General features: G+C 56.7%; 12 protein-coding genes and 4 tRNA genes. All 16 read right to left on the reverse strand.

The window, feature by feature from the left end; translation table 11 throughout:
- Window positions 1-134: 134 nt before the first annotated feature.
- Window positions 135-211: transfer RNA gene (locus tag V1599_RS01970), tRNA-Pro, on the reverse strand.
- A gap of 45 nt (window positions 212-256) precedes the next feature.
- Window positions 257-343: transfer RNA gene (locus tag V1599_RS01975), tRNA-Leu, on the reverse strand.
- Between the two features lie 22 nt (window positions 344-365).
- A tRNA-His gene (locus tag V1599_RS01980) sits at window positions 366-441 on the reverse strand.
- Between the two features lie 64 nt (window positions 442-505).
- Window positions 506-582 (reverse strand) — tRNA-Arg (locus tag V1599_RS01985).
- Between the two features lie 102 nt (window positions 583-684).
- Window positions 685-2,070: an amino acid permease gene (locus V1599_RS01990; RefSeq protein WP_297123301.1), complete on the reverse strand. Its 1,386-nt coding sequence runs from the start codon at window positions 2,068-2,070 to the stop codon at window positions 685-687.
- A 196-nt stretch (window positions 2,071-2,266) separates the two neighbouring features.
- The gene (gene wecG, locus V1599_RS01995; protein WP_112012633.1) at window positions 2,267-3,007 is read right to left on the reverse strand and encodes a lipopolysaccharide N-acetylmannosaminouronosyltransferase; all 741 of its coding nucleotides are present in this window, start codon (window positions 3,005-3,007) and stop codon (window positions 2,267-2,269) included.
- 12 nt (window positions 3,008-3,019) lie between these two features.
- Complete coding sequence (wzyE, locus tag V1599_RS02000) at window positions 3,020-4,372, reverse strand: ECA oligosaccharide polymerase (protein WP_112012634.1); 1,353 nt, start codon at window positions 4,370-4,372, stop codon at window positions 3,020-3,022.
- Window positions 4,369-5,448, reverse strand: coding sequence for a TDP-N-acetylfucosamine:lipid II N-acetylfucosaminyltransferase (locus V1599_RS02005; protein ID WP_112012635.1), 1,080 nt, complete (start codon window positions 5,446-5,448; stop codon window positions 4,369-4,371). The genes wzyE and V1599_RS02005 overlap by 4 nt, the downstream gene beginning before the upstream one ends.
- Window positions 5,445-6,695, reverse strand: a complete 1,251-nt coding sequence (gene wzxE / locus V1599_RS02010) for a lipid III flippase WzxE (RefSeq protein ID WP_112012636.1) — start codon at window positions 6,693-6,695, stop codon at window positions 5,445-5,447. The genes V1599_RS02005 and wzxE overlap by 4 nt, the downstream gene beginning before the upstream one ends.
- A 1-nt stretch (window position 6,696) precedes the next feature.
- Window positions 6,697-7,827 carry a dTDP-4-amino-4,6-dideoxygalactose transaminase gene (gene rffA, locus V1599_RS02015; protein ID WP_297123292.1) on the reverse strand — a complete coding sequence of 377 codons (1,131 nt, stop codon included), beginning with the start codon at window positions 7,825-7,827 and terminating at the stop codon, window positions 6,697-6,699.
- A gap of 4 nt (window positions 7,828-7,831) precedes the next feature.
- A complete protein-coding gene (gene rffC, locus V1599_RS02020; protein ID WP_112012638.1) occupies window positions 7,832-8,509 on the reverse strand; it encodes a dTDP-4-amino-4,6-dideoxy-D-galactose acyltransferase in 678 nt (225 codons plus the stop codon).
- Entirely contained in the window at window positions 8,506-9,768 is a 1,263-nt protein-coding gene (gene wecC, locus V1599_RS02025) for a UDP-N-acetyl-D-mannosamine dehydrogenase (protein WP_297123288.1), read from the reverse strand. Before wecC ends, rffC begins: the two co-directional genes overlap by 4 nt.
- Complete coding sequence (wecB, locus tag V1599_RS02030; RefSeq protein WP_112012640.1) at window positions 9,765-10,895, reverse strand: non-hydrolyzing UDP-N-acetylglucosamine 2-epimerase; 1,131 nt, start codon at window positions 10,893-10,895, stop codon at window positions 9,765-9,767. The genes wecC and wecB overlap by 4 nt, the downstream gene beginning before the upstream one ends.
- A 56-nt stretch (window positions 10,896-10,951) precedes the next feature.
- On the reverse strand, window positions 10,952-11,998 hold the full coding sequence (gene wzzE / locus V1599_RS02035) for an ECA polysaccharide chain length modulation protein (RefSeq protein WP_112012641.1): 1,047 nt from the start codon (window positions 11,996-11,998) through the stop codon (window positions 10,952-10,954).
- A 12-nt stretch (window positions 11,999-12,010) separates the two neighbouring features.
- Window positions 12,011-13,117 carry a UDP-N-acetylglucosamine--undecaprenyl-phosphate N-acetylglucosaminephosphotransferase gene (gene wecA / locus V1599_RS02040; RefSeq protein ID WP_112012642.1) on the reverse strand — a complete coding sequence of 369 codons (1,107 nt, stop codon included), beginning with the start codon at window positions 13,115-13,117 and terminating at the stop codon, window positions 12,011-12,013.
- 241 nt (window positions 13,118-13,358) lie between these two features.
- Complete coding sequence (gene rho / locus V1599_RS02045) at window positions 13,359-14,618, reverse strand: transcription termination factor Rho (protein WP_001054528.1); 1,260 nt, start codon at window positions 14,616-14,618, stop codon at window positions 13,359-13,361.
- Window positions 14,619-14,782 lie beyond the last annotated feature (164 nt).

Raw genomic sequence — 14,782 nt, forward strand, 5'->3', positions numbered from 1 at the left:
CATAATATTTACTTCTAAATTAACAAGTTAAGTGTCACCGAAATGCGACATGTAGAGAGCGTGTTGTCGTGAGGAAGCTACAAAGACAGGGAATTGCAGAAAACAAAAAACCCCGCCGAAGCGGGGTTCAAAATTGGTCGGCGAGAGAGGATTCGAACCTCCGACCCACTGGTCCCAAACCAGTTGCGCTACCAAGCTGCGCTACTCGCCGATGTACTGCTTTTTTGAATTTTTAGTTCAATTCATTAAAAAGTCGTGGTGCGAGGGGGGGGACTTGAACCCCCACGTCCGTAAGAACACTAACACCTGAAGCTAGCGCGTCTACCAATTCCGCCACCTTCGCAATTCACAACTCTTTCAAATAATGGGGTGGCTAATGGGATTCGAACCCACGACAACTGGAATCACAATCCAGGGCTCTACCAACTGAGCTATAGCCACCACTGTATTCTTTCACGCGGTACTGACTACTTCTCAGACCACCGCAGCTCCAGCACCGGGTTAATGGTGCGCCCGACAGGATTCGAACCTGAGACCTCTGCCTCCGGAGGGCAGCGCTCTATCCAGCTGAGCTACGGGCGCTTAGCGCCGTTGCGGGGCTGGATATTACGTACCTCAGTCCCCGCTGTCTAGTGCTTTTTTGAAAAAAATGCGCGTTTGGTTATGGTTTGCACATTTTGCCGCTTAATCCTCCACTTTCTGCGTCGAGGCGCGGCGACCGAGGCCAAAAAGCTTGTACGCAGCCGTCACGGCGGCCAGGAAGATAATCCCGACAAACAGCGACATGCGGGTATCTTCATTAAAGTACATCCCAATTAATACGCAAATCAGGAAGGCCATCGTCATGTAGTTCGCATACGGGAATAAAATCGAGCGGAACGGGTGGCTGGCAATCGCCTGCCTGTGCGCCTGGCGAAAGCGCAGCTGGCTAATCAGGATCACGAACCACGGCACCATGCCCGGCAGCACGCTGGCGCTGTAGACGTATACAAACACGCGCTGCGGATTAGGAATGATGTAGTTCAGGCAGGAGCCGATCAGCAGAATGACAATCGATACCGCCACGCCCGCAACCGGGACACCCGCACGCGAGACTTTGCTCATTGCCGCCGGCAGCTGGTTGTTTTTGGAGAGCGCGTAGAGCATGCGCCCGCAGCTGTACATCCCGCTGTTACAGCCGGAAAGCGCGGCAGTCAGGACGACGAAGTTGATGATACCTGCCGCCGCGGTGATGCCAATCTTCGCGAAGGTGAGCACAAACGGGCTGCCGGTGGTGCCGATTTCGTTCCATGGGAAAATAGTGACGATAACGAAGATCGCGCCCACGTAGAAAATCAGGATGCGCCACAAGACTTTGCCCACCGCGCTGCGCAGCGTGACCTGCGGGTTCTTCGCTTCACCTGCGGTAATGCCGATCAGCTCGACGCCCTGATAGGAAGCCACCACGATGCACAGCGCGGTCAGGAAGCCCTTCCAGCCGCCCGCGAAGAAGCCGCCGTGCTCGGTCAGATTGCCAAAGCCAATCGAATGACCGCCGTTGCCAAAGCCGAAGAAGATCACGCCCAGGCCAACGATAATCATCACGATAATGGTGGTGACCTTAATCATCGCGAACCAGAACTCGATTTCGCCGTAAAGGCGAACCGCCGCGAGGTTTGCCAGCGCCACGAGCCCCACGGCGATAAGCGCGGGTATCCACTGGACCATGTCCGGGAACCAGAACTGAACGTAGACCCCTATGGCGGTGATTTCCGAAATCCCTACCGCCATCCACATAAACCAGTACGACCAGGCCGTGAGATAGCCAAAGAAGGGGCTCATATAGCGGTGCGCGTAAACGGCGAAAGAACCAGTAACTGGCTCCATAAACAGCATTTCGCCCATCGATCGCATAATGAAGAAAACGAACAGCCCGGCGATGATATACGCCAGTAAAACGGAAGGCCCTGCCCATTTGAGCGTGCTTGCGGAGCCCATAAACAGGCCCACGCCGATCGTGCCGCCCAGCGCGATCAATTCAATGTGTCGAGCTTCCAGACCACGCTGGAGCTCCGGTTTTTTCTCTGCCATAAATCCTCGGTTGTGTTTGCTGTTTACCGGCTTTTTGCCGGTTATTGTTTTTAGGGGTACTGAAATACGGAGCGAATGGTTTCTCAAAATCGGGCAAATGGCAAACGATGCATAAAAAAAATGAATGCATTGCACATAAACGCAGCAGTTTTGCAGGGGAGTTGCAGCGCGAATAGCAGATCGCGCTACATTTTGATTACATTTTTCCGGTGTAGTGCCAGCTGAGGTAGCGGAGCAGACGAATCTGTCGTTTGATTCGGGTCGGCTGGGACAGCAGACGATAGAGCCACTCCAGCCCCAGCTTTTGCCATACTTTCGGGGCGCGCTTAACGTGGCCGGTGAAAACATCATACGTGCCGCCAACGCCCATATAGAGCGCATTCGGGCTGACGAGACGACAGTCCCGCATCAGGATCTCCTGGCGCGGCGAGCCCATGGCCACGGTGACAATCTTCGCCCCGCTGTCGCGCACGCGTTCAAACAGCGCCTGCTTATCTTCCGGTTTGAAGTAACCGTCCTGGCTGCCCACGATGTTAACATTCCATTGACGACGCAGCTTCTCCTCGGTTTGAGCGAGCACGTCCGGCCTGCCGCCGATCAGGAAAACAGGCGTCCCTTCGGCCCCCGCGCGCGCCATCAGCTCTTCCCACAGGTCGGCTCCCGCCACGCGTGAAACATTAGCGCCGGGATACTTTTTGCGGATTGAGCGCACGACGCTAATGCCGTCCGCGTACTTAAACTCGGCCGCTTCAATCAGGCTTCGCACCTCGGCGTTATCTTCTACCGCCAGCATCTTTTCGGCATTGATCGCCACCAGCGTGCCCGATTTCATCTTTCCGTCGGCAAACAGATAGTCGAGCGCGTGCTGCATATCGCGCCAGCCAATAAGCTGCAGGCCGCGCAGCGCATAGCGCGGTGCGGAGGTTGTGTCAGTCATTACGATCCTTACTCAGACTTGCGACAGCGTTGTGCTGCCCCGTGGTTCGCGCCTGTGAATGAGCCCTGCGCTCTCAAACAGCCAGTACAGCAGCTTGGCGAGCAGCAGGCAGATACCGAAAACCACCATAAAGAAAACGACGCGCGAGACGAACGAATCCAGCCCCTCGCGCGCCAGAACGATCATATTGAAAATGGCACCGAAACAGAAACTGTGCAAAATCGCCGCCTTATAGCGATTCGTCTCCCGGTTGCCGAGCGCGTAGAGCCAGTCGAACCATTTGATGATCAGGCCCACGGCAACGGCCCCCGGCAGGATAAACCAGGTGCCGCCCATGACCACCAGCGAGCCGATAAGCGTAGGAGAAATCGCCAGGCCGGAGTGGTTATTCAGCACTTCCCAGGTAAAGTAGTTCGCAGTGTTGAGCACTACGCCCGGACGGTCCGGCCACAGCCACGTCGGGATAAAGACATAGAAGTCGCGCACGATGGGCGCAAGCCCCTGGAAGTCAATTTTGTCGTAGTTTTGCAGCAGCAGCGCCAGGTTTTCCCACGGCGAGAAGGTGTCGCGCGTCAGGTAGAGGAACGTGTAGAACGCCTCGTCACCGGCCACGTTCAGGCCGTAGCGCTTCAGCGCCAGCCAGAACATCCCGACAATACCGAACACCCCCGCCGCTGCCAGCATCCACAACGAGATCCAGCCGCGAATGATGCCGATAAACAGGAAGATGGCGAAGGCGATAATGATGTTGGCGCGCGTGCCGCCCACAATCATGTAGGTGAGGATACCGAACGCAACGGTGCTGACCAGGAAAAAGAGCCAGGCCTTGCTGTCCTGCCGCAGGAAGAAGACCACCAGCATCGCCGGAATGAAGAAGTAGAAAAAGCGCTTGAGCGCCACGCCGGACACTTCGGCGGAGAAAATCTGGCTGTAAGACTGGAGCTTGAACAGCAGAAAACCGTTATGCATGAAGAACACGGCCACGCTTACCAGCGCGATGGTCATCAGCATCACCCACGTCAGGTGCGTCTCTACCCGGTTCATGGTGAACAGCGCCCTGCGAGGCGCCGTCTCTTTAACGGAACGCAGCCGCGTTTTATAGGTGACGTAGTACACCGCGTAGAAGCAGGTAGCGGACAGCAGCGCTTCCAGCAGGATTTCCGGCGGCGCAACGCCCACGTCAAAGCGAAATACCAGCACGCTGGTTAACGGGAAGCCGAAGTAAAAGGTGAGCAGAAACAGCAGCGAGAAGAAGACGTTGAAGTTAAAACGCACGCGGCGAAACTCAAACCACGTCAGCGTGGCGATAAACAGCGTGCTCAGCAGCCACACCACCAGCAGGCCGCTAAATTGCAACTGGCTCATGCTGTCTCTCCTGAGGCGATACGCAGCGCGCGGTGCCATGGCGTAAGGTAGTTCGGGCTGAAGAAGTCGATGGCGTTTTTATCCACCAGCGCCAGCTGACGCTGCGCTTCACGCACGACCTCAACGTTCAGCGCGTCGGACGTAAACAGCACCGGAATGTGCTGTTCAGCCATATCCTGCCAGAAGGGGTTTTCACGGTTCAAGACGCACGGCACGCCGGCCTGTATGAGCAGACACAGCGTGCCAATCCCCTGCTGGCGGGCAAAGATAAAATAGCCGAGATCGCACCTGCGCAGCAGCGCGAGGTAATCGTCAAATGCCAGCTTCTCCCGCAGAACGTTCACGTTCTCTTCGCTGAAAAGCGCCAACGCCTGCTGGCGCACGTCGTCGATATAGGCGTCGTTATTGGCCGGATAGCCCATCGGCACCACCACGTTTACCGTATCGCCAAACTGCTGATGAACCGCGCGGAGCGCCGCGACGTGTTCGTTGCTGCGATCGCCCGAGTTCCCTACCAGAATTGTCAGCTTACCCTCACGCTGCGACGCGTTCGCCATCGCGTTCAGCGCCGGATCCATGCGGGTCGGGAAATAGAGCAGCTCGCCGCGCACGCCCGGGTGCTGTTTCGCAAAGTAATTAAGATCGCCACGAGTGGCGAACACGCGGCCCACGCGCCCCTGCGCCAGGCGGCGCAGCGGATAGAAAAGGCGGAACTTCCAGCCGTGAGACACTTCGTACAGGTCCGCGCCCCAGATGTGCCAGCTGCACTGTGAAGGCTTAATTCCACCGCTCAGCAGCGCCAGCCACAGGCCGGTATTGAACTGGCCGTGGAAAAAGAAGCGCTGCGCCCGATTGGCTTTCGCCTTCGCGACAACCGCCTTCGCCAGCGCCGCTTTGTTCGGCCAGAAGGTGATATTCAGCGCCGGGCACGCCGCGCTCAGGCCGTTATCCTGGCCAACCACCATAAACTCGCGCGCATCAGACGAGCCGGACGCCAGCTCGTCGTTGAAGAACCGCAGCACGGTCTGGTTATGGTGTGGAATATCCGAACCCAGTATGTGAATCAGTGCAGTCATGCGCGTTTACGCCAAAGTAAAAATACGCCGCAGCAGGCAGCGAAATAAACGATATAGGTTGCCATGTAGGCCTGAGCGGCGCCCAGCGCGCCGTGCACCGGGATCAGCCAGTGGGCGAACGCCGTCAGCAGCGCAAACTGGCTCACCTCTGCGAGGATATACAGCCGCAGCGACGCTTTGGCAATCACCAGATAGCCGAAAACGTAAGCGCCTACTTTCAGTACATCCCCAACCAGCTGCCAGGCAAAGAGATCGCGCATGGCGGTAAACTTTGCCGAAAAGAGCAGCCAGATGGCGACGTCGCGCAGCAGCCAGACGGTAAAGCTCGCCACCGCCACAGCCGGTAAAACAAAGCGCAGGGAGCGGAGGATCTCGCGGGTGATGTCCTGCTTAGTAATAAGGCGCGATAGGGTCGGCAGCAGCCAGACGCTGAAGGACGCGGTGATAAACTGGAGGTAGGCGTCAGAAATGCTGCTTACGCCCTGCCAAATCCCCACCTCATCCCAGCTGTAGTGCGCCGCCAGCAGGTTTCGCATCATCACGTAGGCGACAGGCAGCGTGACGGACGTAATGAGCGCCATCAGGGTAAATTTACCCAGCTGCCCCGCCAGCACTTTGTCCCACTGCGGCTTGAGATAGCGCAGCGGGATATCGCCTCTGCGCATCAGCATAAACGCGGCGGGAATGACCACCAGCGCAGGCACCAGCGCCAGCCCCAGCAGCGCCCCTTCATAGCCGCCGAGGCGGTAGCAGAAGTAATAGGCGATCACGCCAATAACGCTGCCCAGAATCAGCGCCAGCGCGTTTCCGGCCGCGTCGCGGAAGCCTTTCATCAGCGCCAGCAGCAGGTTCGCCCACGCGATCCCCATCTGAACAAGCGCTACCAGCCGCACCAGGCCTTGATAGTGCGTATGGCCAAACAGCCCCTGGCTTATCGGCGCTGCCGCCAGCAAAAAGACCGCCGCCAGCAGCGTGGAAAAGCCCAGCACCATGGAGGATGACGTTCCCACGACGGCGCGGAGCTTTCCGGGATCGTCGTGATGCTGCGCCACATACTTGGTTACGCCGTTAAAGATACCGGCGCCTGCCAGAACGCCCAGCACCGTCACCAGCTGGCGAAAGTTACCCGCCAGCCCCACGCCGGATGGGCCAAACGAGACGGCCAACAGCTTGACGACCAGCAGTCCGGCCCCAATTTTGACGAGCGTGGACGCGGCGGTCCACACCGATGCTTTTGCCAGAGACATATCAGCCGAAGTAGCTCAGGAGGGTATTGATCACCGTGCGCTGGTTAACCGGCGCGAGGTTGTAGAACAGTGGCAACCTTAGTAAGCGCTCACTTTCTTTCGTGGTATACCGGTCTTCACCCGCAAACATGCCAAACTCTTCGCCCGCAGGGCTGGAGTGCAGCGGAATGTAGTGGAACACCGCCATAATCTCCGCTTCTTTCAGCCAGGCAATCAGCCTGCTGCGATCGTCGTTATCGCGCAGCTTGATATAAAACATGTGGGCGTTATGAACGCAGTCGGCCGGTACGGTAGGCAGTTCGATACGCCCGGCTTTCGCCAGCGGCTCCAGCGCGTCGTAGTAGGTTTGCCAGAGGGACAGGCGATGCAGATTAATACGCTCGGCGGCCTCCAGCTGCGCCCACAGGTACGCGGCCTGCAGGTCGGCCATTAGATAGCTTGAGCCAATATCGCGCCAGGTGTATTTGTCCACCTGACCACGGAAGAACTGGCTGCGGTTCGTGCCCTTTTCGCGGATCACTTCCGCGCGCTCCACCAGCGCGCGGTCGTTAATCAGCGTCGCGCCGCCTTCGCCGCCCGCCGTGTAGTTTTTGGTTTCATGGAAGCTAAAGCAGCCGATGTGGCCAATGGAGCCCAGCGCGCGCCCTTTGTAGGTGGACATCACGCCCTGCGCGGCGTCTTCCACCACGAATAGGTTGTGCTTTTTGGCGATCGCCATAATGGTGTCCATTTCGCAGGCGACGCCCGCGTAGTGAACAGGCACGATGACCCGCGTTTTTTCGGTTATCGCCGCTTCAATCAGGGTCTCATCAATGTTCATGGTGTCCGGACGCACGTCCACGAACACGATTTTGGCTCCGCGCAGGACAAAGGCGTTCGCCGTGGAGACGAACGTGTAGCTGGGCATGATCACTTCATCGCCGGGCTGGACGTCCAGCAGCAGCGCCGCCATCTCCAGCGAAGCCGTACAGGACGGCGTCAGCAGCACCTTGGCGCTGTGAAAACGCTGCTCCATCCACTGCTGGCAGCGACGGGTAAATCCGCCGTCACCGCAGAGCTTGCCGCTGCCCATGGCTGACTGCATATAGTCGAGTTCTGTTCCCACAACGGGAGGCGCATTAAAGGGGATCATCTTGTCACCTGTATAACCAGTAGGCGGTGGCATCAACGTTGGCGCCACTCGCGATATAACGTTTAAGCGCGGCGGTATTGCCCATTTGGGTCGCCACCCGCAGCGTCGAAAGATGTTGCCGTTGCGCCCAGTGCAGCGCCGCCTGCATGAGCTTCTCGCCCATGCCGCGCCCGGCCAAAAGCCCAATGCGGGCTTCGCGGTCATTCAGCTTACGCAGAGTAACAAACCCGGTGATGCGGCTATCCTCTGCGCGAAAAACAAAACAGACGTGATCGAACGTGCCTTTAACCGCATTTTCTACCCACTGGGCGTAGAAGCGGCCGCTGTCATCAGGCGCATACCAGGGCGCGCGAAAGCGGCTCAGGGCAAACGCCTCTGCGGCCATCTGGCGCAGCACCGCGATGTCCTGCTCTTTAGCCATTTCCGCACCGGGCGACGCGTGACGGCCCACGGAAAGGGAGAGATCGACCTCTCCCTCAACCATCTGAAAGCCCCGCCGCTGGAGGGCGTCCAGCAGGTCGGCACGTCCGGCGGGGACTTTAGCCTGCACGCGCTGCCACGCCGAAAAGTCAGCTTGGGTAAGCGCGGGAGCCTCCTCGCGCAGGCGCACGATGGCCGAAGGAACCGCAAAAAAGGCGCTTTCCCACTGAAGGGGTTCCAGCACGCCGTTCAGCTCACTCAACGCCAGACGCCTTTGGTATCAACAACGTATTTCTGCGAAACGGCATCGGCAGGCGTTGCTTTAAACTCTTTGTGATCCACCAGCAGCACCAGAACATCCGCCGTCGCCAGCGCGTCGTCTAGCGCGGTAAGCGTGCACTTATCTGCCAGCGTCGCCGGAAGCGCATGGATATTCGGCTCAACCACCAGCGTTTCACCGCTGTGCCAGCCTGCGATTGCATCGGTAATTTCCATTGCCGGGCTTTCGCGCAGATCGTCGATGTTCGGCTTGAACGCCAAGCCGAAGCAGGCGATTTTCAGCTCGCTGGCACGCTTGCCGCTTTCGGCAAGGCAGTCCGCTACCGTGGCCTTAACCTGATTCAGCACCCAGTGCGGCTTGCTGTCGTTGACTTCGCGCGCGGTGCGGATCAGGCGAGCCTGCTCCGGGTTCTGCGCCACGATAAACCACGGGTCCACGGCGATGCAGTGTCCGCCCACGCCCGGGCCCGGCTGCAGGATGTTCACGCGCGGATGGCGGTTCGCCAGGCTAATCAGTTCCCAGACGTTAATTCCACGATCGGCACAAATTAGCGACAGTTCATTCGCAAAGGCGATGTTGACGTCGCGGAAGCTGTTTTCGGTCAGCTTGCACATTTCGGCGGTGCGGGAGTTTGTCACTACGCATTCGCCTTCGAGGAAAATCTTATATAGCTCGCTGGCGCGCGCGGAGCATACCGGCGTCATGCCGCCGATCACGCGGTCGTTCTTAATCAGCTCCACCATCACCTGGCCCGGCAGAACGCGCTCGGGGCAGTAGGCGATGTTGATATCAGCCTGTTCACCCGCCTGCTGCGGGAAGGTGAGGTCGGGACGCGCTTCGGACAGCCACTGCGCCATCTGCTCCGTCGCGCCTACCGGCGAGGTGGATTCCAGAATGACCAGCGCACCTTTCTTTAACACGGGCGCGATGGATTTTGCCGCGGCCTCAACGAAGGCCATATCGGGCTCATGGTCGCCTTTGAACGGCGTCGGGACCGCAATCAGGTAGGCATCCGCCTCTACCGGCACGGTGCTGGCGCGCAGGAATCCGCCCTCGACGGCCTCTTTCACCACGCGATCGAGATCCGGCTCCACGATATGAATTTCACCACGGTTGATGGTTTCCACCGCGCGCGCGTTGATATCCACGCCCACAACCTGCTTTTGACGTGAGGCGAAGGCCGCCGCGGTAGGCAGCCCAATGTAGCCAAGACCAATGACAGAGATGGTAGTAAAACTCATAGCGTTACCCGATTGTGTTTAAGTGCATGCAAAATACGCTCACAAGCCTGCCCATCGCCGTACGGGTTATGGGCCCGGCTCATCGCCTGGTACTCTTCGTCATCGTGCAGCAGGCGCGTCACTTCGTCGACGATACGCTGCTTATCCGTGCCCACCAGGCGTACCGTACCGGCTTTTACCGCCTCCGGGCGCTCCGTGGTTTCACGCATCACCAGCACCGGCTTGCCCAGAGAAGGTGCCTCCTCCTGAATGCCGCCGGAGTCCGTCAGGATCAGCCAGGCGTGGTTCATCAGCCAGACGAACGGCATGTAGTCCTGCGGCTCAATCAGCAGGACGTTCTCAACGTGCCCCAGAATGCGGTTGACCGGCTCGCTGACGTTAGGATTGAGGTGAACCGGATAGACGATTTGCACATCTTTATTGTCGGCAGCGATGTCCGCCAGCGCGTGGCAAATCTGTTCGAAGCCGCGGCCAAAGCTTTCGCGGCGGTGGCCCGTTACCAGGATCGTTTTTTTACCGTTGTTCAAAAACGGATAGCGTGCGGCAAGCTCGGCCTTAAGATCGTCGTTGGAGAGCACCCGGTCGCGCACCCAGATTAGCGCGTCGATTACCGTATTTCCGGTAACGAAAATTTGCTTGTCGGCGATATTTTCACGGAGCAAATTCTGGCGAGAATTTTCCGTTGGCGCGAAGTGGAACATCGCCAGATGGCCGGTGAGCGTGCGGTTGGCCTCTTCCGGCCACGGTGAATAGAGGTTGCCGGTGCGCAGGCCTGCTTCGACATGACCAACGGGAATGCGCTGGTAAAACGCGGCCAGACTGGTCGCCACGGTGGTGGTGGTATCACCATGCACCAGCACCACATCAGGCTTGAAGGATTCCAGAATCGGCTTGAGCTCTTGCAAAATACGGCAGGTGATCTCCGTCAACCCCTGCCCCGGCTTCATGATATTGAGATCGTAATCCGGGACGATAGAAAAGAGAGTTAAGACCTGATCCAGCATCTCGCGATGCTGCGCGGTAACGCATACCCTTGCGTCAATATCAGGATCTCTGGCTAGCGCATGAACCAGAGGTGCCATCTTGATGGCCTCCGGCCTGGTGCCAAATACGGTAAGTACTTTCACATCGATTCTCTTCGATTAGACGATGAAGGCCGAAGCCTTCATCGTAGATGGCGTTCTTAGTTTGTGCGGCGACGCGTTAACGCCACGCCAGCGCCAACCAGGGCACCCACGATACCCCACATGATCATCAGGAATGCGCGACGCGGGCTATCGCGTTTTACAGGTTCTTCAGGGGTTCTCAAATACCGATAGGTCTGAAAACGTGGGTCAAGCGTTGGCCCCACGTTCAGGGTATTCAACATGGCGCGGTTCTGGTCGTAATCGAGGTCAAAATCAGGGCCAACGGCCTGGAGATTTTCAAGGCGCGCCTGAAGCATTGGGCGGCCCAGGAGGAACATTTCCGAATCCGGCAGCTCTTCAGACGGTACGTCCGTCTCGCTGCGGGAAATGTTGCGCTGCTCAGCAATCTTCAGGGCCTGCTCCAGGTTATGTACGCGACGAGCGAAAATAGCTTGCGCGACCTCCTCCTGGCGTTTCACCTGGGCTTTCGTTTGAATGGTGCGGGCAGCCCATGCGCCTTTCAGCTCATCGTTAAGATGGCTTGCAGCGCGCTGGCTGGCAAAAGCAACGTACTGACGCAGCAGGTTATTGGCGTCCGGCGCGGTTTCCGCGATCAGCTTTACGCTGTCGCTAACGTTGCGCAGCGCATCACCGGGCATAAACTGGATGTTGTTAATCATGTCATCCAGCAGCGCCGCATCGACTTTACTGTTTCCGGACATGCGCTGCTTGTAGTAATCCGTCTGGGACCAGAAATCGCGGCGGGTATCCCAGGAAGCCAGCTGCATGACGAACTCTTTGTAGGCTTCGTCCATTACGGAATTTTGGTCCGGCGTGGCAAGGTTCGCCTTGATATCCAGATTATTCAGAAACTGCTGCTGAGAGTAAAAACCACCGAGCATGTTCACCGTTGGCCGGTCCGTGATCGCCGTGGCGCTCCACTCCTGTTTTGCAAAGAAGGTATAGGCCAGCGCAAGCAGCGCAAAGCCCAGCGCTATCCCGACAATCCACAGCTTGCCTCTCCATAACACGCGAAACAAACCACGAATATCCAGTTCATTTTCTGTCACTGCTGATTTCGCTTCCGCCAACGGTTGAGTCATCATAGTCCCGGTTTACTTAGTTAATGTTGTGTTGTTGCCACTGTTCCGACGCATCCTGCGTTTAACACGTTTGATAAATCGCGCTACTTTCCATGCGCGCTTAATGCAATAACCGTAAAGGAAAAATGCAAGCAAGAACAATACCAACATTACCCATTCTGGAATGTAATGGTGCAAGTATTCCGCAGCGACGCCAATACCGGCCAGAATAGCCGCCGCCAGCGTAATGAGCACGAATGCCTGACGTGAAGTGAAGCCCGCACGCATAATGAGGTGGTGAATATGCTGACGGTCCGGGGAGAAAGGACTCATTCCCTTACGCAGACGGCGATACATGATCGCCACCATATCCATCAGCGGAATCGCGATGATCCACAGCGCGGTCACCGGGCTAATAGGGTGGGTTTTTCCCTGCGTGGTTTCGAGCAAAATCCAGATAACGGTAAAGCCGATCAGCGTACTGCCCGCATCGCCCATAAACACTTTATAGCGACGGCCCAGCGCGCCAAGGTTCAGCAGAATGTAAGGCAGGATGGCGGCAATCATGGCAAAGCACCACATTGACAGGCTGTACTGACCGTCAAACCACAAAATAATGCCAATAGCGCCAAACGAGACGGAAGACAGGCCGCCGAGCAAACCGTCAATACCATCAACCATGTTGAAGGCGTTAATGGCGGCCCAGACGGCGAACAGCGTCAGGAAGAAGCCAAACGGACCGAGGACCAGCTCCCAGGGACCAAAAACGTAGCCCAGGCTTCTGAGATAGAGCCCGCCGACAACCATCATGATTACGCCAATGGCGGCCTGCACGGTAGCGCGGATTTTGACGCTGATATCAAAGCGGTCATCCAGCGCGCCGACTAACACCAGCACGCCCGCACACGCGAGGTAAAGCGCCGCGTGTGGAATATAGTAATCAGCAATACCGAACGTGAAACAGATGCCCGCGTAAACTGAAATCCCCCCAACCAGTGGAATGAGGCCCTGATGACGTTTACGGAAATTAGGCTTATCCACCAACCCGATTCTTTTTGCCACCTTACGCGCGATGAACAAAAAACAGGTTGTGAATAAAAAAATACTGATCAGCTCAGTAACTGCAGTGAGTAGATTCACAATGGATTGCTCTCAACAAATGTTAGTCCCGGAAGTATAACCATGAAGCCTCTGCCTCAGAAGGAATAAAGCTCGCCTTTACTACTCCCTTTGTATGTTTTTCAATCAATTATTTCTTTGATTGTTCAAACCGGCTTATTCTCTCACCGACCGTTCGAAAATGGGAGTATGTGGTAATAGCGTATAGCCCATAAATAAAAAACGCCACGTAAAAACGTGGCGTTTACTGGGATTATTTGCGTTACGAGCGCTTCATCATGTCGAAGAAATCGTCGTTGGTTTTGGTCATCGCCAGTTTATTAATGAGGAATTCCATTGCGTCGATTTCACCCATCGGATGGATGATTTTGCGCAGGATCCACATTTTCTGCAGCTCTTCCTGAGTGGTGAGCAGCTCTTCTTTACGGGTACCGGAACGGTTGTAGTCGATAGCCGGGAAGACGCGTTTTTCAGCAATTTTACGAGACAGGTGCAGTTCCATGTTGCCTGTACCTTTAAATTCTTCGTAAATCACTTCGTCCATCTTAGAACCGGTATCGATCAGCGCGGTTGCGATGATGGTCAGGCTGCCGCCCTCTTCCACGTTACGTGCCGCACCGAAGAAACGCTTCGGACGGTGCAGGGCGTTCGCATCCACACCACCGGTCAGCACTTTACCAGAAGCCGGAACCACGGTGTTGTACGCACGCGCCAGACGGGTGATGGAGTCGAGCAGGATGATCACGTCTTTCTTGTGCTCAACCAGGCGTTTCGCCTTCTCGATAACCATTTCCGCAACCTGAACGTGGCGAGATGCCGGCTCGTCGAAGGTGGAAGCCACAACTTCGCCTTTCACCAGACGCTGCATCTCGGTCACTTCTTCCGGACGTTCGTCGATCAGCAGCACCATCAGCACGCAGTCTGGATGGTTGTAAGCAATGCTCTGCGCGATGTTCTGCAGCAGCATAGTTTTACCCGCTTTAGGCGGCGCGACAATCAGGCCACGCTGGCCACGGCCAATTGGTGAGGCCAGATCCAGCACGCGAGCCGTTAAGTCTTCGGTTGAACCGTTACCGCGCTCCATGCGCAGGCGAGAGTTCGCGTGCAGCGGCGTTAAGTTCTCAAACAGGATCTTATTGCGCGAGTTTTCCGGTTTGTCGTAGTTAACTTCATTAACTTTCAACAGCGCAAAGTAGCGTTCACCCTCTTTAGGAGGACGAATCTTACCTGAAATGGTGTCACCAGTGCGGAGGTTGAAACGGCGGATTTGGCTGGGGGATACGTAGATGTCGTCAGGGCCGGCGAGGTAGGAGCTGTCTGCAGAGCGGAGGAAACCAAATCCGTCTTGCAATATCTCCAGCACACCGTCGCCAAAGATATCTTCGCCACTCTTAGCATGCTGCTTCAGGATGGCGAAAATGATGTCCTGCTTGCGCATACGAGCCTGGTTTTCCAGCCCCATATTTTCGCCGAGAGTGATCAGCTCAGAAACCGGCGTATTCTTTAATTCGGTAAGATTCATAATGGTGTGGGTTCTTAAACTCGGGGTAATACTCGAACTTAATGTTGTGAATGGTATGGCAGGGTCATCCATGCCTGTTTAGCGGCCATCAACTCATGTCTGTTCGCTGCCTGGTCACAGGGAAAGAACGCAGAACTGAAACGACAAGACGGATTGAGTGACAA

It is taken from the genome of Enterobacter sp. ECC-175 (assembly GCF_043968675.1).
Taxonomy (GTDB): Bacteria; Pseudomonadota; Gammaproteobacteria; order Enterobacterales; family Enterobacteriaceae; genus Enterobacter.

Coding starts and splice junctions, on each gene's coding strand:
- V1599_RS01990 (WP_297123301.1), bottom strand. CDS start 2,070: ATGGCAGAGAAAAAACCGGAGCTCCAGCGTGGTCTGGAAGCTCGACAC.
- rho (WP_001054528.1), bottom strand. CDS start 14,618: ATGAATCTTACCGAATTAAAGAATACGCCGGTTTCTGAGCTGATCACT.
- rffA (WP_297123292.1), bottom strand. CDS start 7,827: ATGATCCCCTTTAATGCGCCTCCCGTTGTGGGAACAGAACTCGACTAT.
- wzyE (WP_112012634.1), bottom strand. CDS start 4,372: ATGAGCCAGTTGCAATTTAGCGGCCTGCTGGTGGTGTGGCTGCTGAGC.
- wzzE (WP_112012641.1), bottom strand. CDS start 11,998: ATGACTCAACCGTTGGCGGAAGCGAAATCAGCAGTGACAGAAAATGAA.
- wecC (WP_297123288.1), bottom strand. CDS start 9,768: ATGAGTTTTACTACCATCTCTGTCATTGGTCTTGGCTACATTGGGCTG.
- wzxE (WP_112012636.1), bottom strand. CDS start 6,695: ATGTCTCTGGCAAAAGCATCGGTGTGGACCGCCGCGTCCACGCTCGTC.
- wecG (WP_112012633.1), bottom strand. CDS start 3,007: ATGACTGACACAACCTCCGCACCGCGCTATGCGCTGCGCGGCCTGCAG.
- V1599_RS02005 (WP_112012635.1), bottom strand. CDS start 5,448: ATGACTGCACTGATTCACATACTGGGTTCGGATATTCCACACCATAAC.